19 protein-coding genes are annotated in these 20,642 nt (G+C 72.1%); 6 read left to right on the top strand and 13 right to left on the bottom strand.

What is annotated here, in order from left to right:
* Positions 1–151: 151 nt before the first annotated feature.
* The 9 genes from L2K70_RS13410 to L2K70_RS13370 form a co-directional block, all read right to left on the bottom strand.
* On the bottom strand, positions 152–1,720 hold the full coding sequence (locus L2K70_RS13410; RefSeq protein WP_236402655.1) for a glycosyltransferase family 2 protein: 1,569 nt from the start codon (positions 1,718–1,720) through the stop codon (positions 152–154).
* Positions 1,720–3,531: a glycosyltransferase family protein gene (locus L2K70_RS13405; RefSeq protein ID WP_236402654.1), complete on the bottom strand. Its 1,812-nt coding sequence runs from the start codon at positions 3,529–3,531 to the stop codon at positions 1,720–1,722. The genes L2K70_RS13410 and L2K70_RS13405 overlap by 1 nt, the downstream gene beginning before the upstream one ends.
* Entirely contained in the window at positions 3,528–4,466 is a 939-nt protein-coding gene (locus tag L2K70_RS13400; RefSeq protein ID WP_236402653.1) for a glycosyltransferase family protein, read from the bottom strand. Before L2K70_RS13400 ends, L2K70_RS13405 begins: the two co-directional genes overlap by 4 nt.
* Positions 4,466–5,527 (bottom strand): sulfotransferase family protein, encoded by a 1,062-nt coding sequence (locus tag L2K70_RS13395; protein WP_236402652.1) that lies wholly within the window; start codon positions 5,525–5,527, stop codon positions 4,466–4,468. Before L2K70_RS13395 ends, L2K70_RS13400 begins: the two co-directional genes overlap by 1 nt.
* 22 nt (positions 5,528–5,549) lie before the next feature.
* The gene (locus tag L2K70_RS13390) at positions 5,550–5,954 is read right to left on the bottom strand and encodes a hypothetical protein (RefSeq protein ID WP_236402651.1); all 405 of its coding nucleotides are present in this window, start codon (positions 5,952–5,954) and stop codon (positions 5,550–5,552) included.
* Between the two features lies 1 nt (position 5,955).
* Complete coding sequence (locus L2K70_RS13385) at positions 5,956–6,699, bottom strand: hypothetical protein (RefSeq protein ID WP_236402650.1); 744 nt, start codon at positions 6,697–6,699, stop codon at positions 5,956–5,958.
* The gene (locus tag L2K70_RS13380; protein WP_236402649.1) at positions 6,696–7,697 is read right to left on the bottom strand and encodes a hypothetical protein; all 1,002 of its coding nucleotides are present in this window, start codon (positions 7,695–7,697) and stop codon (positions 6,696–6,698) included. Before L2K70_RS13380 ends, L2K70_RS13385 begins: the two co-directional genes overlap by 4 nt.
* A gap of 68 nt (positions 7,698–7,765) precedes the next feature.
* On the bottom strand, positions 7,766–8,254 hold the full coding sequence (locus L2K70_RS13375; protein ID WP_236402648.1) for a hypothetical protein: 489 nt from the start codon (positions 8,252–8,254) through the stop codon (positions 7,766–7,768).
* Positions 8,255–8,313: 59 nt separating this feature from the next.
* Positions 8,314–9,663, bottom strand: coding sequence for a GH1 family beta-glucosidase (locus L2K70_RS13370; protein ID WP_236402647.1), 1,350 nt, complete (start codon positions 9,661–9,663; stop codon positions 8,314–8,316).
* Positions 9,664–9,681: 18 nt separating this feature from the next.
* Here L2K70_RS13370 and L2K70_RS13365 point away from each other — a divergent pair, with 18 nt between their 5' ends.
* Positions 9,682–10,374, top strand: a complete 693-nt coding sequence (locus L2K70_RS13365; RefSeq protein WP_236402646.1) for a pirin family protein — start codon at positions 9,682–9,684, stop codon at positions 10,372–10,374.
* A 91-nt stretch (positions 10,375–10,465) separates the two neighbouring features.
* On the opposite strand, the gene L2K70_RS13360 is transcribed toward L2K70_RS13365, so the two are convergent.
* A complete protein-coding gene (locus L2K70_RS13360) occupies positions 10,466–12,046 on the bottom strand; it encodes an FAD-binding oxidoreductase (protein ID WP_236402645.1) in 1,581 nt (526 codons plus the stop codon).
* Positions 12,047–12,063: 17 nt separating this feature from the next.
* On the opposite strand from L2K70_RS13360, the gene L2K70_RS13355 reads away from it, so the two are divergent.
* Positions 12,064–12,666: a TetR/AcrR family transcriptional regulator gene (locus L2K70_RS13355; protein ID WP_236402644.1), complete on the top strand. Its 603-nt coding sequence runs from the start codon at positions 12,064–12,066 to the stop codon at positions 12,664–12,666.
* A complete protein-coding gene (locus L2K70_RS13350; protein ID WP_236402643.1) occupies positions 12,666–14,186 on the top strand; it encodes a glycerol-3-phosphate dehydrogenase/oxidase in 1,521 nt (506 codons plus the stop codon). The genes L2K70_RS13355 and L2K70_RS13350 overlap by 1 nt, the downstream gene beginning before the upstream one ends.
* 135 nt (positions 14,187–14,321) lie before the next feature.
* Here L2K70_RS13350 and glmS read toward each other — a convergent pair whose 3' ends face one another.
* A complete protein-coding gene (gene glmS / locus L2K70_RS13345; RefSeq protein ID WP_236402642.1) occupies positions 14,322–16,145 on the bottom strand; it encodes a glutamine--fructose-6-phosphate transaminase (isomerizing) in 1,824 nt (607 codons plus the stop codon).
* Positions 16,146–16,169: 24 nt separating this feature from the next.
* A complete protein-coding gene (locus L2K70_RS13340) occupies positions 16,170–16,430 on the bottom strand; it encodes a hypothetical protein (RefSeq protein ID WP_236402641.1) in 261 nt (86 codons plus the stop codon).
* 247 nt (positions 16,431–16,677) lie between these two features.
* Here L2K70_RS13340 and L2K70_RS21225 point away from each other — a divergent pair, with 247 nt between their 5' ends.
* A complete protein-coding gene (locus tag L2K70_RS21225; RefSeq protein ID WP_268930501.1) occupies positions 16,678–16,803 on the top strand; it encodes a hypothetical protein in 126 nt (41 codons plus the stop codon).
* A 158-nt stretch (positions 16,804–16,961) separates the two neighbouring features.
* The gene (locus L2K70_RS13335; RefSeq protein WP_236402640.1) at positions 16,962–17,531 is read left to right on the top strand and encodes a YceI family protein; all 570 of its coding nucleotides are present in this window, start codon (positions 16,962–16,964) and stop codon (positions 17,529–17,531) included.
* 184 nt (positions 17,532–17,715) lie between these two features.
* Here L2K70_RS13335 and L2K70_RS13330 read toward each other — a convergent pair whose 3' ends face one another.
* Entirely contained in the window at positions 17,716–19,470 is a 1,755-nt protein-coding gene (locus L2K70_RS13330) for a DEAD/DEAH box helicase (RefSeq protein ID WP_236402639.1), read from the bottom strand.
* A gap of 94 nt (positions 19,471–19,564) precedes the next feature.
* Here L2K70_RS13330 and L2K70_RS13325 point away from each other — a divergent pair, with 94 nt between their 5' ends.
* Complete coding sequence (locus tag L2K70_RS13325; RefSeq protein WP_236402638.1) at positions 19,565–20,515, top strand: GNAT family N-acetyltransferase; 951 nt, start codon at positions 19,565–19,567, stop codon at positions 20,513–20,515.
* The last annotated feature ends 127 nt before the right edge of the window (positions 20,516–20,642 follow it).

Raw genomic sequence — 20,642 nt, 5'->3', positions numbered from 1 at the left:
CTCGCTGCGCTCGCACCTCAACCACCAAGAGAGACGCGCTCGCACCTCAACCACCGAGGGAGACGCGCTCGCACCTCAACCACCGAGGGAGACGCGCTCGCACCTCAACCACCGAGGGAGTGCGCTCGCACCTCAACCACCGAGGGTGGCGTCAGCGGCGGCGGCCGAACAGGCCGCGCTTGCCCTCGTCGGGCTGGTCGTCGGGTGGCTGCTCGTCCGGGGTGGGGAGGACGGCGGCCTTGCGGAACGCCTTGACCATCCGGTGCTCGGACTTCTCCGGGTCCATCGGGGGACGGGCGGGCAGGGTGAAGCGCTCGACCTCGCGCTCGTGCGTCGGCACCCAGCCGACGGCTGCGGCGGGGTACGTCTTGGTGCCGAACGACTCCTCGAGGAGGGCCTCGTGGTCGTCGCCGCCGGCGGCGACCCGGGCGACCCGGGCCAGGGCGGAGGTCCGCTCGAGGCGCGCCACCGCCCCCGAGTCGTACGACAGCAGGCGGGCGCCGTGGTGGGTGCGCTCGAGGTCGTCGAGGAGCGGGGGCAGCGCGTGGCGGAGCGGGGCCATCGAGACGTCGGGCAGGGTCAGCAGGTGCTCGGCGTCCGAGACGGGCGGCGCCGACGTGGCGAGGCGCACGCGCGGGTCGTGGAGGTAGGACCGGTGCACGAGCCGGGTCTCGAGCACAGGGTCCTCGACGGGTTGCACGCGGTCCTCGTGCACCGACTCCCACGGCCCGACGACCGTCACGCGCAGGTCGGGGACGTCGCCGTCGAGCAGCGAGTCGACGACGCGGATCGTGTCGTCGGCCGGACCGGCCGGCACGACGACCTCGAGGTAGGGGACCTGGTAGGTCCGGCCGCGCTTGTTGCGCTTGGGCCGCATCGTCGGCACGAGGTCGGCGAGGTAAGGGTCGTTGTAGCGGTTGACCTGCTCGGCACGACGCAGCACCTGCGAGCGACCGAGGTGCCAGCTGCGCGCCTCGCGGTCGACGACGAATACGCCGCCGGCCTGGGCGAGGGAGTGGCCGAGGTGCATGTCCTCGCCGAGCCGCAGCGTGCGGTCGAAGCCGTCGGAGTCGAAGTACAGCGCCTTCGTCACCGAGCCGGTCATCCCGATGTGGAAGCGCTGCGCGCGCGGGCCGGCGGTGCGCAGGTCGTCGGTCTTCGCCCAGTAGTCCTCGACCCACTGGTGCGGCTCGTGCGCCTGGCCGGGGAAGAGGTCGGCGGCCTCGCCCGTGGCGATCCGGTCGCGCACGACGGCGGGGTCCGTGTCGAGCAGCGGGGTCGGGTCGACGAATCGCTTGTCGCCACCGGGTACGGCGTAGTCGACGAGGTGGTGCCAGCGGGCGTGCGCCTCGACCTCCTCGCGGTAGGCCAGCATGTCGGCGTCGTACCAGTGCAGGACGTCGCCCTCCGCGGCCAGCGCGCCGAGGTGGCAGGCGTTGGCGCGACCCCAGCCGTCCTCGACGCGGATCAGCCGCGTGTTGTCCGGCCGGACCTCCGGCAGCTCCTGCGCCGGCGAGCTCTGGTCGTCGACGACGAGCACCTCGAGCAGGTGCGAGGGGTAGGACTGGGCGGCGAGCCCGGCCAGGACGTAGGGCAGCGTGTGCTGGTAGTTGAACGTCGGCACCACGACGGTCACCGACAGCGTCGGCTCCCACGCGCCGAGCGTCGGCGGGGTCAGCGAACCCCAGTCGTTCTGCCGCACCACGGGCTGTCGAGGCACTACCCGCCCCCTCCAGGTTGATCCGGCCCGTCGGGCCGGTCGACCGGGTCGACCTCCAGCGCCAGGCTGGGCTGGAAGCCCGGCCACTCGCAGGCCACGATGTCAGGCCGGCGGAACTCCTCGTCGTCGCGCTGCCAGGTGTGTCCCGCGCCGGTGCGGCGCAGGATGTAGCCGAGGCCGTGCGTGCGGTAGATCCGGCCGCCCGCGGCCTCGACGCCCGCCAGCAGCTGCGCGTCGACGAACTTGCGCACCCGGCGGAAGTCTCCGAGCGAGCGGAGGAGTCCGCGGTCGAGGAGCAGCGTGCCGCCGGCGACGAAGCGGGCGAAGACCTCCGAGGGGTGGTTGCGCCGCACCGTCAGGTCCTCGCGGTGCTCGTTGGCGTGGAGGTAGACGAACTCCGACGGCATCCCGACGACGTCGGCGCCGGAGAAGCGACGCGCCATCAGCAGGTCGTGGACGGCGTCGGGCGCGTACCAGTCGTCGTCGTCGATCTTGAGCAGCACCTCGCTCGACGCGGCGCGCGCCGCGGCGGTGAGGACGTCGCCGAAGAAGTCGCCGCCGTCGAAGGTGAGCACCTGGTGCGGCCGGTCGCCGAGCGCATGTCGTACGGCGTCGCGGTCGGGCTCGAAGCCGTGCGCGGCCAGCACCAGCTCGACCTCCGCGCCCCGCTGCCTCGCGACCTGCCGCAGCGCGAAGTCGAGCATCTCGGGCCGCCTGGTGGCGAGCAGCGCGCTGACCGCGGGGAGCGCCACGTGGCGCACGCCGGCACGGTCGGCGAGCGCCGAACGCCAGGCCAGCGTGGAGTGGTGGTCGAAGGCGGCGCGCCGCACCGCGAGGCTGTGCTCCTCGCGACGCAGCGCGTCGTCGAGGTCGACCGTCGCGGTGAGGGCGGCGGCGAGGGCGGGCGCGAGGCCCTGCTCGGCCAGCCGGTCGGCGTCGACGCCGACCAGCGGCACGCCCGCGGCCGCCAGCGCGAGCACGTCCGGGGTCGCGGTGTCGGCCGTCACCTGGACGCCCTGGTGGGCACGGGCGGCAGCCACGACGGCCTCGGTCACCCGGCCGCGGCCACCCCTCGACAGCTCCGCGAGGGCGACCACCCCTGCGTCCCAGTCCTTGCGGAACCCGACCGGGTTGAAGACCCGCTCGTCCACCGGCTCGGGACCGGGGTCGGTGACGACGGTCGGGGCACGGTCGATCACGTGGTGCGCGTCGACGGCACCCGCGCGGCGGGCGACGACGACGTCCGGCGGCACGTCGCGCGACGCCTCGCCCGCACCGGCGACGTCGGGCAGCAGCACGCTGCGGGCATCGAGGCCGGGAGCGGCGGGGCGACCGGCGTACGCCACCACGACACCGCCGTGGGTGGTGTCGCCCGGGCCGGCGGCCTGACGTGCCATCTCCATCACGACGAGCTGGGCGCGGGCTCCCGAGCCGAAACGGACCACCGTGAGCACGCCGCGCTCGCCGGCCGGGCGGGCGGCGAGGTGCGCGAGCGGCGGCCACTCCGGTCGCGGCACGAGCACCCACGGCGTGGGGGTGTCGGTCAGCCAGCAGGCGATGGCCTTGCACTGCCCGAGGAGGGGTACGGCGCTCGCCATCCGGCGCAGTCGCGCGCGGTCGGCGGCCACGACGAGCACCGAGCCCCAGCCCTTGCGTGGGCCGTCGAGCGCCGACAGCGGTACGACGGTGGGCTCGAGGCCGGGCACGTCCTCGATCCCGCGCAGCGCGTCGAGCGCGAGACCGTCGGAGTCGTCGACCAGGACCAGCGTCGGGCCGGGCATCCGAAGGTCGTGGAGGGGGTGCTGGGTCATGTCCGCACCCGCTCCTTCAGGGAGGTGGGCAGCGAGTGCTTCACGAGCGGGCGCGGCTGGCGCCAGAGCCAGTCGCGGCTGACGTGGTCGATGACGTGGACGCCGGGAGGAGCCGTGACCTTGACCAGGCCGCCGAGCGCCTCGGGATCGCCGTTGCGGATCGCCTCGTCCACCTCGAACTCGCGCAGCTTGCGGTAGAGCCGGGTGTTGGTGAAGTCGACGCCGTCGCGCCGCCAGTGGGCGTACTCGTCGGCGTCGAGCCACTTCACCTCGACGCACAACCCCTGCTGCAGCACGATCCGCTCGACACCGGGCGGGAACTCGCGCAGCTCCCAGTCGAAGGCCTTCACGAAGGTGAAGTCCGGTCCCATCGGGTAGACCCACGGCTCGAGGAACCGCAGCGACAGGTCGAGCCAGCCGGTCGACTCGTTGACGACGGTGAGCGGGTGGCGCGGCATCGCGACGATCGCGCGGGTCGACTGGAGCTGCCACGACAGGTCGCGCAGGATGCCGGCGCCCTCAGGCGTGAGCACCATGTCGCCGTCCCACTTCATCGAGTACGTCGTCCGGACGTGGGAGAAGCACCAGTTGTAGAAGTGGGTGAGCGAGTGGACGCTCGTCGCCGGGGTCGCGAGGTGCTCGCCCCCGGCGCGAGCGACGGCGTGCGGGTAGTCGAGGACGGTGAGCCGGTCGGCTGCACCGCACTTCTCGGCGACCCGCTTCGCGACCCCGGACGTGTCGTCGTCGGAGCCGTTGTCGACCAGCAGCACGTGGTCGACCGCCGAGAAGATCGGCGGCAGCACCCACGGCAGGTTTCGGGCCTCGTTGCGGACCCGGAAGACGCACGTCAGCCCCGGCTCGAGGCGCTCACCGGAGGTCCACGGCCAGGTGACGTCGTAGCCGGAATCCCCTTCCAGCGCGGCGATGTCGGGCATCAAGCAGGTCCCTGGTCCGGACGTCGCTCACGGCCGATCGCCTTGCGCAGCCGCTGCCGCGCGGCCGGCGGCACCATCGCCCGTACGGCGTGCGGGATCCGCTCGGCGCCCGATCCGCCCCGCCGCTCCGCAGCCTCGCGGCGCGCGGCGGCGGCGGCCGTACGACGCTGGGCGACGACCGTCGAGTGGGCGAACGCCTCGGCCTCGGCGTACTGCGCGGAGTAGGCGACGCGCAGCTGGTCGCACCACTCCTGCGTCTTCGCCGTGTCGTCGGTGGCCAGCTGGTCGAGGGCCTGCCAGGTCTCGTCGGCGAGCTCGCGGAGCCGGTCGGGCACGCCGATGTCGGCCCACGTCATCGTCACGCGGCGCAGCGAGGGGTCGATGAAGCGGTGCACCTCGGCGATGTCGACGGCCATCGCGGTCTTCACGCCGTTCAGGTCGAACTTCTCACCGAGCGCGAAGACCGGCTGGGTCCAGTCGTCGAGGAGGTCGCCGTAGCGGACGAACGCCCGCTGCTGGCCCCGGGTCGCGCGCTCGGTGTGCAGCATCATGTTGATCCAGGCGGCGGTGCGGGTGATCGCACCCTGGTCGGAGCCGGCACCCATCTGTCCGTAGTAGGTCTGCTTCGAGCCGACGACCTCGGTGACCGGCCGCAGCATCGTGACGTAGGACGACGTCGCGTCGCAGCGGTCGGCCGCCGCACGCCAGAGGCCGAGGAACCACGACGCGCGCGGGTCCTTGATCACGAGCTCGGCGCCGACCTCGAGCTGCTCCTCGAGCCAGGTGGTGACGCGCTCGCGGGTGGCGTGGTCGCCGCTCGTCGTGCCGGTGTCGAGCCAGGCGCGCGGGCGGCCGTCGGAGACCTGCACGTTGCTGCGCGCGAGCAGCTCGGTGTGGAGGTCCACGACCCAGCGCGGCTCGCCGAACCCCTTCGGGTTGGTGGCGTCGGCGACGACCTCCGGCTGCGGCACGTGCAGCCCGAGGGTGCGCAGCGTCCCGGCCATCGTGCTCGTGCCGCTGCGGCCCGAGCCGACGACGAACACCACGCGTCGACTAGTCACGTCGTGAGCCTATCGGTGGCGCTCAGTGCTCCGGGGTCGACCGCTCCTGCTGAGCCCGGGCGGCCTCGTCGGCCTCCTGGAAGGCGGGGTCGTGCTCGAGCTCCTCGCGCAGGGCGGTGAAGCTCGCGGACATGTGGCCGCGGGCGACCACGGCGCTCGGGTCGCCGTCGGCGCCCGACGCGATGTCGCGCCAGGTCGTCTCACCGGCGTCGACCCGCCGCTGCAGCCGCTCCTGCTCGGGACCGAGCTCGCCGCGCCGGGCGTCGGCCTGGAGCTCCTGGATGCGGCGGGCGGACTGCGCCTTGAACTTGTCGCGCTCGGCGCTGAGGTGGGCGGCCAGCTGGCGCAGGGAGGCGGTGGCCTCGCGGGCCTGCTGCCGCGACTCGGCGAGCGCCGCCTGCAGGGCCGGGTCGTCGGAGAGGGCCATGTCAGAACCCCTGCTCGGCGGAGTCGTCGGTGCGGTTGCCGGCGTCGGCGTGCTGGGCCGTGCTGATCGAGGAGAGGACGGCGTTGGCGCCGCCGAGGCCGGCGTTGACGTAGCGCAGCACCTTGAGCAGCGCCTCCGCCGCGCGGGTGAGCTTCTCGATGGCCCGCAGCCCGTCGTGGATGAGCTCGATGACGCGGCGCGCCTTGCCGGGCGCGGTGACGCCGGCCTTCAACCAGCCGATGGGCCCGGCGAGGGCCGAGATGATGAGCTCCTGGATGATCCCGTCGATGAAGTCGATGGCGATGACCAGGACGTCGAGGGTCGCCTTGCCGACCTCGATGACGTGCCCGAGCTGCTCGGCGATGTAGCCCGAAGCCTCCTGCTGGTCGGCGTGCATCTCCGCGACGTCGGTCATCCGGCCCTGCGCCGCCGTGCCGGCCGGGCCCTTCCACACCGACGGCAGCTGGCCGGCGAGACCGGCGTAGTTCGAGCCGACCGCACCGCAGGCGCCGCCGACGTTGCCCCAGGCCAGCTGCATCGACGAGACGGCGTTGAAGTCACCGGCGACCGGCTTGAAGAGCGCCTCGAGGAGCGACCACCCGGTGATCGAGCTGACGACGCTGTCGATCGCCGGGATGATCAGGCCGCACTCGCCCTTCTTGTCCTCGATGTACTGGCCCTCGGTGCCGGCGGGTGGGCCGCCCATCACCTGAGAGCTGGCGTTCACACGTTCCTGGATCGTCATCGTGCCCACTCCTGTGCGCTCTCGTCCTCGGCGCCGGACTCGTAGTCGTCGTAGCGGTCGAGGTCCTCGGCGTTGTCGCCGATCTCCTGGGCGTTGTCGACGAGGTCCTGGACGTTGCTGACCACGTCACGGCCCTCGTTGTAGACGTCGTAGTAGGTGCCCGCCGTGTCGGAGACCTCGTTGCGGCGGGTGCGGTCGGCGGAGTCGTCGGCGAACTGCTGGTTGCCCGCGTCGCGTCCGGCCTCGCGCGCCTCGGCGTCCGTCGCACCGTTGTTGATCGCGTCGGTGTAGGCCCGGTCGTAGGCGTCGGAGGCCCGCTGCTGCATGTCGTCGTAGTTGCGCGTGTCGGCCTGCGTCTGGGCGTCGGGCCGGTCGGCGCGGGCCAGCGCGAGGGCCTGGTCGTCGTCGTAGCCGAGCGAGCGGTAGTAGTCGAACTCGTCGCCGTAGAGCCGGCGCCACCAGTCCTTGCCGTAGTCCTTGACCGCGTCCTCGGGCCGCATCCACGGCGGCAGCTTGGCGTCGTCGTCGCGCGGGAGCTGGTCGATCGGCTTGTCGACCCACCACGGTGCGCCGGGCAGCTTGAACGGGTCACCGTCCTTGCCGGGCTGCTGGGCACCCGGCGCGTTCTGGTGGGGACCGCCGGGGACGTCCTGGCCGCTGCCGGGCGGGTCGTAGGGCGGGAAGCTCACCAGGTCGCCGAACTTCGACTTGAACCACTCGTAGACCTCGCGGTCGGTGTCGAGGTAGTCCTGCGCCGAGTCGGAGAAGGCGTCGCGCACCTTCGCGGCGACCTTGCGCGAGTCCGACATCCCGTCACGCGCGGTCGCGACGGCCGACTCGTAGCTGCCTTGGAACAGGTTGAGCACCCCGCTGAAGGCGCCGAAGCTGGAGCACGCGGACGCGATGTAGGCGTCGATGTTGCCGAGGTGGTCGTCCTGCCGGGTCGCCACCGTCGCGGAGGCCTTGAGGGCGTCGGGGTCGACCTCGAATCCGTTCATGCGCCCCTACATGCCCGGTCGGGCACGATCGAAACACGCATCGGAGGGCCCGTCCGGGCGGACCGTCGTCAGATGCCGTCCGGCCCGTCGCGCCGGAGGGTCTCCCTCGGCGGGGGCGGCGGCCGGTCCGCCGTACGACGTCGGACGCGGAACCAGCCGACGACCATCAGCAGCACGAGGACGGCCACTGCGCCCGAGCCGATCGCGCCCCACGGCGACTGCTCGGACGTCGTACGCCACTCGTCGCCGTCGCGGTAGACGTCGATGGTGTCGCCCTTCCCGGCACCCCCGGCGAACCGCTGCTCGTAGAGCGCCTCGCCCTGCTCGCCGTCGTCGAGGGTGAACTGCACGACGAGGAAGTTGCGGTTGCGGGTCCCCGGCCGCGGACGGCTCGGGTCGGTGACGTCGTCGACCGTGGCCGAGCGGACCGACGCGCCGTCGGGCGGGGTGCGGGCGTCGTTCCAGGTCCAGATGTTCCAGCCGAGGAAGGCGAGGACCGCGAGGAGCACGACGAGTGCCGTCCACGTCATGCCGTCCGAGCGCCTGCGCGTCGCCATCACACCACCACCGAGATCCTGGGCACGGCCTCAATCTGCCACACCCCGGCGGTGGGCGATCAGAGGTGCTGCGGCTGGGCGGCGATGAGGTCGGCGTACCAGTGGAAGGAGTTCTTCCGGGTGCGCTCCAGCGTGTCGTAGTCGACGTGCACCAGGCCGAAGCGCTGGGTGTAGCCCTCGGCCCACTCGAAGTTGTCCATCAGCGACCAGCAGTAGTAGCCGCGTACGTCGACGCCGCGGGTGATCGCCTCGGAGACCGCGTTGACGTGGCTGCGCAGGTAGTCGATGCGGGCCTGGTCGTCGACGACCCCGAACTCGTCGGGCCCGGTGTTGTAGCTGCACCCCGACTCGGTGATGTAGATCGGTGGGAGCGCCGCGCGGAAGCGGGCGCGGAACATGACGAGCCACTCGCGCAGCGCGTCGGGCACGATCGGCCAGCCGAAGTCGGTGGTCGGGTAGCCGACGACGTCGAGGAACTCGAAGGGGACCTCCGAGTCCTCGCCGGCGGCCGCGACCTTCATCGGGTTGTAGTAGTTGACGCCGTAGAAGTCGAGCGGCTGGCGGATCGTCGCGAGGTCGCCGTCGTGGGTGATCTCGTCGAAGAGCGGCACCAGGTCCGCGGGGTAGCGGCCGAGCAGCATCGGCTCGAGGAACATCCCGTTCCACAGCGCGTCGAAGATCTTGCTCATCCCGACGTCGGCGTCGTCGTCGCTGGCGGGCCAGATCGGGGCGTGGTTGTTGGCGCAGCCGATCGACTGCGCACCCGCGTTGCGCAGCTCGATGGCCGCGCGGCCGTGGGCGAGGAGGAGGTGGTGGGCCGCTGGCAGGCAGTCGAAGAGCAGCGCCTTGCCGGGCGCGTGGGTGCCCATCCCGTAGCCGAGGACCGAGGCCACGTTGGGCTCGTTGACCGGGATCCAGTGCTCGACGCGGTCGGCGAACCTCTCCCCGACGATCGCGGCGTAGTCGGCGAACCGGTCGACGGTGTCGCGGTTGAGCCAGCCGCCGTCGTCCTCCAGCGCCTGGGGCAGGTCCCAGTGGTAGAGCGTCACCATCGGCTGCTGCCCGTTGTCGAGCAGCGTGTCGATGAGCCGGTCGTAGAACGCCAGGCCCTTCTCGTTGGCCGGACCCCGGCCGGTCGGCTGGATGCGGGGCCAGGCGATCGAGAAGCGGTAGCCGCCCGTGCCGAGCTCCTTCATCAGCGCGACGTCCTCGTCGACGCGGTGGTAGTGGTCGCACGCGACCTCGCCGCTGCTGCCGTCGGCGATGCGTCCCGGCTCGGCGGCGAAGGTGTCCCAGATGCTCGGGCCGCGCCCGTCCTCCGCCACGGCTCCCTCGACCTGGTAGCTCGCCGTGCTGGTGCCGAAGCGGAAACCCGGTGGGAGCAGGGGGAAGTCGTGTGTGGGGGACACGTCCGCGAAGATATCGGCATGGCGGTGGCCTTGTACGCGGGTTCGGACAGGTCGTCGACGACCGCCGAGGGCCGTGTGACGAGGCACTCCTTCTCCTTCGGTCAGCACTACGACCCGGACAACCTCGGCTTCGGTCCGCTGGTCTGCCACAACGACGACGAGCTCTCCCCTGCCGCCGGTTATCCCGACCATCCGCACAGCGAGCTGGAGATCGTCACGTGGGTGCTCGAGGGCGCCCTCGTGCACACCGACTCGACGGGCGCGCGGCACGTGGTCGAGGCCGGTCGGGCCCAGGTGCTGTCCGCCGGCACGGGCATCCGGCACAGCGAGGTCGCGGACCCGGGGTCCGGGCGCTGCCGGTTCGTCCAGGCCTGGCTCGCGCCGACCGCTGCCGGTGCGTCGCCGTCGTACGTCCTGGGCGAGGCGCCGCCCCGGGGATCCGCGCTGGTCGAGGTCGCCGGCGGCTCCGGCCTCCCCATCGGTACGACGGGCGCGCGGCTGCTCGTCGCGAGGCTGTCGCCCGGTGCGTCCGTCACCCTCCCCGACGAGCCGCGCCAGCACGTCTTTGCGGCGACCGGCGCGGTCTCGCTCGACGGGCTGTCGCTGCGGTCCGGTGACGCCGTACGCATCGAGGACGAGCCGGGCCACGTGGTCACGGCGGACGTCGAGACCGAGCTCCTGGTCTGGTCCTTCGGCACCCTCGGTGGATGAGGTGCGAGCGCAGCGAGCCTCGAAACCACGCTGAGCACTGGTTTCGAGGCTCGTCGCCGGCGCTCCTCGCACCTCGACCAGCGGTCCGGGTTCAGGGGATGAGGATGCCCGGGTTGAGGATGCCCACCGGGTCGAGCTCGGCCTTGACCGCGCGGAGCACGCGGACGCCGACCTCGCCGATCTCCCGGTCGAGCCACGGCTGGTGGTCGGTGCCGACGGCGTGGTGGTGGGTGATGGTCGCGCCGGCCGCGACGATCGCGTCGCTGGCCGCGGCCTTGGCGGCCTGCCACTGCGCGATCGGGTCGTCGCCCTGGCGCGCGGCGACGGTGAAGTAGAGCGAGCAGCCGGTCTCGTAGACGTGCGAGACGTGGCACAGCACCAGTGATCCCTCGCCGAGCGACGAGGTCAGCGCGGCCCTCACGTCGTCGTACAGGCGCTGCCGGCCGGACCAGAACGTCGCGGTCTCGAGCGTCTCGACGAGCACGCCGTGGTCGAGGAGCGCGTCGCGGAGGTAGGGCGCTCCGAACCGGCCGTGCGCCCATGCCTGCCCCGGCTCGTTGCCGAGTGGCGTGCCGCCGAGATCGGTGAGGACCGCGGTGACGGCCGCCCGCCGCGCCTCGACCTGCTCAATCGTGCCCTCGTAGCCGGTGATCATCAGGCAGCCTCCGCCCGCACCGCCGATCGACGACGGGTCGGCGAGGTTGATCGCGGTCTCCGACTCGTCGGACAGGCGGATCACCGTCGGCAGCAGCCCCGCCTGGGCGAGGGTGCGCATGGCGTCGGAGCCGGCGGCGAACGACGGCCAGCGCCATCCCTCGTACGACGTCTCGGCGGGCGCCTTGCAGACCCGGACAGTGACGGAGGTGATGACGCCGAAGGCGCCCTCCGACCCGAGCAGCAGCTGGCGCAGGTCCGGGCCGGCGGCGTTGGCCGGGGACGAGCCGAGCGAGAGCGGGCCGGTCGGGGTCGCGGCCTCCAGCCCCACGACCATCGCGTCGAAGCGGCCGTAGCCCGCGCTCGACTGGCCGCTCGACCGGGTCGCCGCGAACCCGCCGATCGAGGCGTGCTCGAAGGACTGCGGGTAGTGGCCGAGGGTCACCCCGTGCCCGGCCAGCAGCGCCTCGGCCTCCGGGCCGCGCAGGCCGGGCTCGAGGGTCGCGGTCATCGAGACCTCGTCGACGGCCAGCAGTCGCTTCATCCGGACCAGGTCGAGGCTGACCAGCCCGGCGAAGCCGTCGCGGCGGGCGGCGAGGCCCCCCGTCACGCAGGTGCCACCGCCGAAGGGGACGACCGCGACGCGGTGCTCGCCGGCCCACGCGAGGACCGCCGCGACCTCGTCGTGCCCGTCGGGCCGGACCACGGCGTCCGGTGCGTCGGTGAGGTCCCCGGCACGGGCCCGCAGGAGGTCGGGCGTCGACTTTCCGCGCGTGCGCAGGGCGCGCGTCGCGTCGTCGACGAGGACGTTCTCGTCGCCGACGAGCGCGCGGAGTGCACCGAGGAGGTCGTCGTCGAGCGCCGCTGGCGGCGGCGTCGCACCCACCACGGCCGGGTGGTCCTGCAGGCCGAAGGCGAGGTCGACGAGAGCGCGCGCCGAGTCGGGCAGGACCGTCGCGCTCTCGGGCGCACCCCAGCGCTGCGGGTGCATCTCGGCGACGGGCGTCTGGGAGGTCATGCGTTACAGTGTGACACATGACGTCACTTCGTCACACGATGTCCGACGCGACCGATCCGCGACACGCGGCGTACCTCGACGCGGCGCGCGAGTGCATCCTCGACGTCGGCTGGCGGCGCACGACCCTCACCGAGGTCGCCAGGCGGGCCGGGGTCTCGCGGATGACGATCTATCGCACCTGGTCCGACATGGGCTCGCTGCTGGGTGACCTCATGACGCGCGAGTGGGTCGGCATCGCCGCCGCGACCCGGGTCGCCGCGGCAGACACGACCACCCCGTCCGGCATCGCCGCTGCGGCGGTGTCGACGATCCGGGCGCTGCGCGACAACGAGCTGTTCGTCCGGATCGTCGAGCTCGACCCCGACCTGCTGCTTCCCTACCTGATCTCCCGCCGGGGCCGGTCGCAGGAGGCGCTCGTCGAGATCATGGCGTCGGAGATCGAGACCGGGCAGGAGTCCGGCGCGATCCGCGAGGGCGACTCCGTCCTCATGGCGCGGGCGCTGACCCTGGCGGGCCACGGCTTCGTGCTGTCGGCGCAGACGATGACCGACGGGACGATCGGCTTCGTGGAGCTCGACGCGGAGTACTCCCGCCTCATCACGCGGACCCTGGAGCCCTGATGGGGACCATCACACCCGGGCTCGCCGGGATCCCGGAGCAGGTCGACGTCGTGGTCGTCGGACTCGGGATCACCGGCGCCGGGGTCGCCCTCGACGCGGTCACCCGCGGGCTGTCGGTCCTCGCCGTCGACGCGCACGACCTCGCCTTCGGCACGTCGCGCTGGTCCTCCAAGCTCGTCCACGGCGGCCTGCGCTACCTCGCCCAGGGCCAGCTCGCGATCGCCCGGGAGAGCGCCGTGGAGCGCGGCATCCTCATGCAGGTCACCGCGCCCCACCTCGTCCACGCGCTGCCGATGCTCACCCCGCTCAACGACGCGATGCCGCGCAGCCGCACCGCGATGACGTGGGGTGGCCTGCAGGCCGGCGACGTGCTCCGCCGTGCCGCCCGCACCAGCACGCGCACGCTCCCGCGGCCCCGCCGCCTCAACGCCACCGAGGCCCTCGGCCTCGCGCCGGCGATGCGCGCCGACACCCTGCGGGGCGGGCTGCTCGCCTGGGACGGGCAGCTCGAGGACGACGCCCGGCTCGTGGTCACGGTGGCCCGCACGGCGGCGTCGTACGGCGCCCGGGTGCGCACGCGCGCCCGCGTCACCTCGGCGACCGGGGCCGGGGTGACGCTGCGCGACGAGCTCACCGGGGAGCAGTACGACGTCCGCGCGCGGGCGGTCGTCAACGCGACCGGCGTGTGGGCCGGCGACCTCGACGACCGGGTCCGGCTGCGCCCGAGCCGCGGCACCCACCTGGTGCTGCGCGGCTCGACGCTGCCGCACACCCGCGTCGCGGTGATGGTGCCGATCCCGGGGTCGACGTCGCGCTTCGCGATGGTGCTGCCCCAGCCCGACGGCAGGCTCTACGTCGGGCTCACCGACGAGCCGGTCGAAGGTCCGGTCCCCGACGTGCCGACGCCGAGCGAGGAGGAGGTCGACTTCCTGCTGGGAGTGGTCGCACCTGCGTTCACCGTCCCGCCGACGCGGGACGACGTCGTCGGGGCCTTCGCCGGGCTGCGACCGCTGCTCGAGGTCGAGGGGACCGACGAGTCCGCCGACCTGTCACGCCGCCACGCCATCCTCACCTCGTCGACCGGCGTGACGACGGTCGTCGGCGGCAAGCTCACGACCTACCGACGGATGGCGCAGGACACCGTCGACGCGCTCGGGCTGACGCACGCGCCGTGCCGGACCGCGAGCCTGCCGCTGCTCGGCGCGGTCGGCACGTCCACTGCGCCCGAACACCTGGTCCGGCGCTTCGGCGCCGACGCAGGCCTGGTGCTCGCCACCTCCCGCGAGGTCACCGGACTGGCGGACGGCGACCTCCTCACCCCGGCGTCACCGGCCGTCCCGGTGACGCTCGCCGAGCTGGTCTTCGCGATCACCCACGAGGGCGCTCACGACGTCGACGACCTGCTGGACCGTCGTACCCGCGCCGGGCTCGTCGCCGAGGACCGCGCCATCGCCACTCCCCTCGCCGAGCGCGCGATCGAGCTCGTGCTCAGCCACCGGAGGTCTGCTGCCCACGCGTGATGCGGGCAACAGGCAAAATCGCCCGGTAGTTCCGTCGATCCACGGACAGGACGTCGGGCTGGTGGGATCGTTCTCCACGGCGCGCCCCTTGCCGACCCCATGCGGCAAGGGGCGCCCAGTCCATGTCGGGATGACTCACTCGACGGTGACGGACTTCGCCAGGTTGCGCGGCTTGTCGATGTCGTGACCGAGGTGCTGGGCCGCGTGGTAGGCCAGCAGCTGGAGCGGGATCGTCAGCAGGATGGGATCGAGCTCCGGCTCGTTGCGCGGTACGACGATGCGGCGGGCGCGGACCTCGCCGAGGTCGACCTCCTCGTGGGTGATGACCACCAGCGGTCCTTGGCGAGCGTCGATCTCGTGCAACGCACCGATGTTGCGCTCGGTGAGCTCGTCGCGCGGCACCAGCGCCACTGTCGGCACCTCGGGGTCGATCAGCGCGAGCGGGCCGTGCTTGAGCTCGGAGGTCTGGTAGGCCTCGGCGTGCCGGTAGCTGATCTCCTTGAACTTCTGCGCGCCCTCGCGTGCGACGGGGAACCCCCGGACGCGACCGATGAAGAACAGGCTCCGCGCCTCGGCCAGCTCGCGCGCGACCTCGACGAGGTCGGCCTCCCCGGCGAGGACCTCCTCGATCTGGCCGGGCAGCCGCTCGAGGCCGGCGACCAGCCGCTTGCCGTCGGCGATCGACAGGTCGCGGGTGCGGCCGAGCTGGAGCGCGAGCAGCGCGAACCCGAGGAACATGTTGGTCAGCGCCTTGGTGCTGGCGACCGCCACCTCGGGACCGGCGTGCAGGTAGATGCCGCCGTCGCACTCGCGTGCGATCGCCGAGCCCACCACGTTGACCAGTCCCACGCAGCGCCCGCCCTTGCGGCGTACCTCCTGGACGGCGAGCAGGGTGTCGATGGTCTCGCCGGACTGGCTGACCGCGACGTAGAGCGTGTCCGGCTCGATCACGGGGTCGCGGTAGCGGAACTCGCTCGCGGCCTCGGCGTCGGCCGGGATGCGGGCGAGCTCCTCGATCAGCGCGGCACCCATCTGGCCGACGTAGTAGGCCGAGCCGCAGCCCAGGATCTTCACCCGCCGCACCGCGCGCAGGTCACGGGCGTCCATGTCGAGGCCGCCGAGGTGCGCCGTGCCGAACCGCTCGTCGAGCCGCCCGCGCAGCACGGCCTGCGCCGTCGTCGGCTGCTCGAGGATCTCCTTGCGCATGAAGGACTCGTGCTCGCCGGCCTCGTACGACGCCGCGTCGACGTCGACCACGCTGGCGGTCTTGCCGGTCGAGGCGAGGTCGCGGTGGCGCATCGTGCTGAAGCCGGCCGCCGTCACGGTGGCCATCTCGCCGTCGTCGAGCATCGCCACGGTGGTCGTGTGGCGCACGATCGCGGCGAGGTCGGAGGCGACGTACATCTCCTTGTCACCGACGCCGATGACCAGCGGGCTGCCGTTGCGCGCCACCACGATGCGGTCGGGGAAGTCGGCGTGCAGCACGGCGAGCCCGTAGGTCCCGACGACGGCGCCGAGCGCGTCGCGCACCTTGCCCTCGAGGGTGTCGGCGTCGCTGCGCGCGACGAGGTGGGCGATCACCTCGGTGTCGGTGTCGCTGGCGAGGCTCACGCCGGCCTCGGTCAGCTCGGCGCGGAGAGCGGCCGAGTTGTCGATGATCCCGTTGTGCACCACCGCGACCCGACCGGACTCGTCCCGGTGCGGGTGCGCGTTGGCGTCGGTGGCCGGGCCGTGGGTGGCCCAGCGGGTGTGGCCGATGCCCGTCGTCCCAGTGAAGCGCTTCGGCAGCGCGGCCTCGAGGTCGCGCACCCGACCGGCCTGCTTGGCCACCTTGACCCCGCGCGCGCCGAGCACGGCCACGCCGGCCGAGTCGTAGCCGCGGTGCTCGAGGCGCGTCAGGCCTTCGAGGACGACCGGGGCGGCGTCCTGCCTCCCGATGTATCCGACGATTCCACACATGTGTTCTTGTCTCCTGTCGAGGTCTCAGCCGTAGACGATCCGGCGCAGCTGGCGCTCGCTCAGCGCGGGTGCGGCGACCACGCGCTGGGCGAGCTCCTCGGCGATCCGCGCGAAGATCTCGGGGTTCTTCGCGCCGTACGTCTTGAGGTGGGCGTGCCGCGACCGGACGTAGTCCTCCACCGGCTGGGCGTGGAAGGCGATCACGTCGTCGATCACCCGGGCCGCCTCGCCCGGCGTCAGCGACGTGGTGGCGACGACGTGGGAGACGAGAGCGGGGTCCGGCACGGATGAATCGTGCGCTGCGGCATCCCCATCAGCAACTTCCTGCCCGAAATCGGGCAGATCGCCAGTCTCGGACAGCGCTTCCGCTCCGGGCGTAGCCGCCCCACCGGCCGCAAGTGGGGCAGGGACCCCGCCGCCCCCCGTTGCGTGGTGCGAGGGTGGGGAAGTCTCACGAGTTCTGAGCGAAATGGATGTGCAGCAGTGGGGGCGTGGTACCTTGGGTGAACAACAGGTGAACGGGAGGTGTCACATGAGCAAGCAGTCGACGACCGGAGCTCCGGTCTGCACCTGGGTCTCGGTCACGGATGCGTCGGGTCGCACCCGCATGGAGGCACGCTGGACGAGCGTCGCCGCCGCCCCGAGCCAGGCCGCCTGAGCGCCGGCCACCCGGATCACGAGCCACGCCCCACCGGGGCGTGGCTCGTTGCACGTCCGGCGTGGAAGAAAATTCCTTGCATCGCCGGGGAATGGATCCGGACTGCGGTCCGTTGGTCTGGTTGAAAGTTCTACCAACCGACCACAGCAGGAGCCCCCATGTCCACCTCGTTCGACGCCCCCACCACCGCCATCGACGACATCTCCGGTGACTACACCCTGGACGTCACCCACAGCCGCCTCGGCTTCGTCGCCCGCCACGCCATGGTGACCAAGGTCCGCGGCCAGTTCCACGCCTTCAGCGGCACCGCCCACATCGACGAGGCCAACCCCGCCGGCTCCAAGGTCGACATCTCCATCGACGTCGCCTCCATCGAGACCGGCACCGCCGACCGCGACGGTCACCTCAAGTCGGCCGACTTCTTCGACGCCGAGACCTACCCGACGATCACCTTCACCTCGACCGACGTGAAGCGCGACGGTGCCGAGTGGGCCATCACCGGCGACCTCACCATCAAGGACGTGACCAAGTCCGTCACCATCCCGTTCGAGCAGACCGGCTCGGCCCAGGACCCGTTCGGCAACGTCCGCGTGGGCTTCGAGGGCGAGACCACCGTCAACCGCAAGGACTGGGGCCTGACCTGGAACGCCGCCCTCGAGACCGGTGGCGTCCTCGTCTCCGAGAAGATCAAGCTCGAGTTCGACATCTCGGCCATCAAGAGCGCCTGACCTGCCGGCGACCTGACCGGGCACTTCCTGCCCGTCACGGCCGCCCACCGGGCACTTCCTGCCCGTCACGCGACATCGCCCCCTTCCGCGCTTGCGGGAGGGGGCGATCGACATGTGCGGGACGGGAAGGAAGTGCCCGCTCACCGCGTCGGACGGGCAGGAGGTGCCCGGTCAGGTGTAGTTGCTAGCGGGGGTTCTTGCCCTGGTAGCCGCCGCCCTTGCGGTGGCCGCCGCCGGGGCGGCCGCGGTACGGACCCTTGTCCGGCGAGATCTCGATGAGCTTGCCGGAGATCCGGGTGCCAGCGAGGCGCTCGAGCGTGCCGGGCGGCAGCTGGGCGGGGAGCTCGACGATCGAGAAGTCGGGCTTGATCGAGATGTGGCCGAAGTCGCCACGCGACAGGCCGCCCTCGTTGGCCAGCGCGCCGACGATCTGCCGCGGCTCGACCTTGTGACGCTTGCCGACCTCGAGGCGGTACGCCGCCATCGGCTGGCCGCTGCGCGACTCCCGCGGGCCACCCGACCTGGGCCGGTCGGCCTTGCCGCCGTGGCTCGAGCGCTCCTCGAACGACCGCGCCCGTGGCTCGGGCTCGGGCTCGAGCAGCAGCGGCTGCTCGCCGTGCATCACCGCGGCCAGGGCGGCGGCGACGTCGACCTCCGCCACGTCGTGGTGGCTCACGTAGTGGGAGACGACGTCACGGAAGAAGTCGATGCGCTCGGGCTGCGCGAGCGCCTGGGTGATCTGGTCGTCGAAGCGCGAGAGCCGCGTGGCGTTGACGTCGTCCACGCTCGGCAGCTGCATCTGCGTCAGTGGCTGCCGCGTCGCCTTCTCGATGGCGCGCAGCAGGTGCCGCTCGCGCGGCGTGACGAACGCGATCGAGTCGCCGCTGCGCCCCGCACGACCCGTGCGGCCGATGCGGTGGACGTACGACTCGGTGTCGGTCGGGATGTCGTAGTTGACGACGTGGCTGATCCGCTCGACGTCGAGGCCGCGTGCGGCGACGTCGGTGGCGACGAGGATGTCGAGCTTGCCGGCCTTGAGCTGGTTGACCGTGCGCTCGCGCTGCACCTGCGCGACGTCGCCGTTGATCGCCATCGCGCTGTAGCCGCGGGCCCGCAGCTTCTCGGCGAGCGTCTCGGTCTCGTTCTTCGTGCGGACGAAGACGATCATCCCCTCGAAGTTCTCCACCTCGAGGATCCGGGTGAGGGCGTCCACCTTCTGCGGGTAGGACACGATGAGGTAGCGCTGGGTGATGTTGGCCGAGGTCGTCGTCTTGTTCTTGACCGTGATCTCGACCGGGTCCTCGAGGTACTTCTTCGACATCCGGCGGATCTGCTGCGGCATGGTCGCGGAGAAGAGCGCGACGTGCTTGTCGTCCGGGGTGTCGGCGAGGATCGTCTCGACGTCCTCGGCGAAGCCCATGTTGAGCATCTCGTCGGCCTCGTCCAGGACGAGGAACCGCAGCTCGGTGAGGTCGAGCGTGCCCTTCTCGAGGTGGTCCATGATCCGGCCGGGCGTCCCGACGACGACGTGCACGCCGCGACGCAGCGCGGACAGCTGGACGCCGTAGCCCTGGCCGCCGTAGATCGGCAGGACGTGCACGCCCTTCATGTGGGCGGCGTACTTCTCGAAGGCCTCCGAGACCTGGATCGCCAGCTCGCGGGTGGGGGCGAGGACGAGCGCCTGCGGGGTCTTCTGGGACAGGTCCAGCTGCGAGAGGATCGGCAGCGCGAAGGCGGCGGTCTTGCCGGTGCCGGTCTGGGCGAGCCCGACCACGTGCCGGCCCGCGAGGAGCGGCGGGATGGTCAGGGCCTGGATCTGCGACGGCGTCTCGTAGCCCACGGCCGCGAGTCCCTTCAGCACCTCGGGCGCGAGGCCGAGGTCGGCGAAGGTCTGCTGGGGCCCGGACTGATCGGGGTGGTCCTGGTGCTCGTCACTCACCCGACAACGGTAGGGCTTGGCGGCGCAGGGCGACATTCCGCGAGCGCCGAAAACTGCAGGACAGGCCACCGCGTGAGCAAGCACACTCCTCCGCATGCCCAGCCCGACGCCACCCCGGACCCCGCAGCTCCCCGACGGCCTCAGCACCCGGCCGCTCCAGAAGTCCGACGCCCACGACGTCTTCGTCCTGATGGCCGCCCAGGAGCAGCAGGACATCGGCGAGGTCGCGATCGAGGAGGCCGACATCGTCAGCGACTGGGCCAGGCCCAGTCACGACCTCGGCGCCCGGTCGATCGGCGTCTGGGACGGTGACACCCTGGTGGCGTACGCCGAGCTGATGGGCGTCGACCGCGCGGACACCTCCGTGCTGCCCTCCCACCGCGGGCGCGGCATCGGCACCTGGCTCGCCCACTGGCTGGCCGACCTCGGCCGTCGCCTGGGCTCGCCGGTGATCGGGATGCCCGTGCCGCAGGGATCGCCCGCGGACCGGCTGCTCGAGGCCCTCGGGTTCCGGGTGCGGTGGACCAGCTGGGTGCTCAAGCTGCCCGAGGGCGCCTCGATCCCCGAGCGCGACCTGCCGGAGGGCTACACGATCCGCACCGCCGAGCCCGGCGAGCTGCGCTCGGTGCACGACGTGCTGGAGGACGCGTTCCTCGAGTGGTCAGTCCGCGACCGCGAGCCGTTCGAGGACTTCGAGGCCGCCACGACCGGCCGTCCCGGCTTCGAGCCGTGGAACCTGCGCGTCGCGGTCGACCCGGACGGTTCGGTCGTCGGCGTCTCGCTGGTCCTCGTCTCGGACAACGGCTCGACCGGCTACGTCGACCGGCTCGCCGTACGCCGGGACCAGCGCAACCGCGGGATCGCCCAGGCGCTGCTGGTGGACTCGTTCGCCCGGGCCCGCGAGCACGGCACCACCACCGCCGAGCTGAGCACCGACTCGCGGACGGGAGCACTCCCCTTGTACGAACGGGTGGGAATGGTCGCAGAGAGTGTCTGGGTCAATCGTGCCCTGGATCTCGAACCCACCACGGAAAACGCAGTCTGAGCCCCTTACCGCCAAAGTTTCCTTCAATCGAGGTGGTCTAGACCTGAGACTCGCCTTGAGAAACAACGCCCTTTTTCGGTCGTTCTTGGCCTTACCATCGACCGACGCCGGATCGGGCGGCGCCACG

This window comes from Nocardioides potassii, from assembly GCF_021648885.1.
In the GTDB taxonomy this organism is placed as follows: domain Bacteria; phylum Actinomycetota; class Actinomycetes; order Propionibacteriales; family Nocardioidaceae; genus Nocardioides; species Nocardioides potassii.
Note: the sequence above shows the minus strand (reverse complement) of the source record. Positions and strands in the feature narration are given on the sequence as shown.

Bases quoted from the DNA above. Each gene is read 5' to 3' on its own strand.
- L2K70_RS21225 (WP_268930501.1), top strand. From the start codon at position 16,678: ATGAGCAAGCAGTCGACGACCGGAGCTCCGGTCTGCACCTGGGTCTCG.
- L2K70_RS13365 (WP_236402646.1), top strand. From the start codon at position 9,682: ATGGCGGTGGCCTTGTACGCGGGTTCGGACAGGTCGTCGACGACCGCC.
- L2K70_RS13405 (WP_236402654.1), bottom strand. From the start codon at position 3,531: ATGACCCAGCACCCCCTCCACGACCTTCGGATGCCCGGCCCGACGCTG.
- L2K70_RS13375 (WP_236402648.1), bottom strand. From the start codon at position 8,254: ATGGCGACGCGCAGGCGCTCGGACGGCATGACGTGGACGGCACTCGTC.
- L2K70_RS13390 (WP_236402651.1), bottom strand. From the start codon at position 5,954: ATGGCCCTCTCCGACGACCCGGCCCTGCAGGCGGCGCTCGCCGAGTCG.
- L2K70_RS13335 (WP_236402640.1), top strand. From the start codon at position 16,962: ATGTCCACCTCGTTCGACGCCCCCACCACCGCCATCGACGACATCTCC.
- L2K70_RS13400 (WP_236402653.1), bottom strand. From the start codon at position 4,466: ATGCCCGACATCGCCGCGCTGGAAGGGGATTCCGGCTACGACGTCACC.
- L2K70_RS13380 (WP_236402649.1), bottom strand. From the start codon at position 7,697: ATGAACGGATTCGAGGTCGACCCCGACGCCCTCAAGGCCTCCGCGACG.
- L2K70_RS13355 (WP_236402644.1), top strand. From the start codon at position 12,064: ATGACGTCACTTCGTCACACGATGTCCGACGCGACCGATCCGCGACAC.
- L2K70_RS13325 (WP_236402638.1), top strand. From the start codon at position 19,565: ATGCCCAGCCCGACGCCACCCCGGACCCCGCAGCTCCCCGACGGCCTC.
- glmS (WP_236402642.1), bottom strand. From the start codon at position 16,145: ATGTGTGGAATCGTCGGATACATCGGGAGGCAGGACGCCGCCCCGGTC.
- L2K70_RS13350 (WP_236402643.1), top strand. From the start codon at position 12,666: ATGGGGACCATCACACCCGGGCTCGCCGGGATCCCGGAGCAGGTCGAC.
- L2K70_RS13385 (WP_236402650.1), bottom strand. From the start codon at position 6,699: ATGACGATCCAGGAACGTGTGAACGCCAGCTCTCAGGTGATGGGCGGC.
- L2K70_RS13360 (WP_236402645.1), bottom strand. From the start codon at position 12,046: ATGACCTCCCAGACGCCCGTCGCCGAGATGCACCCGCAGCGCTGGGGT.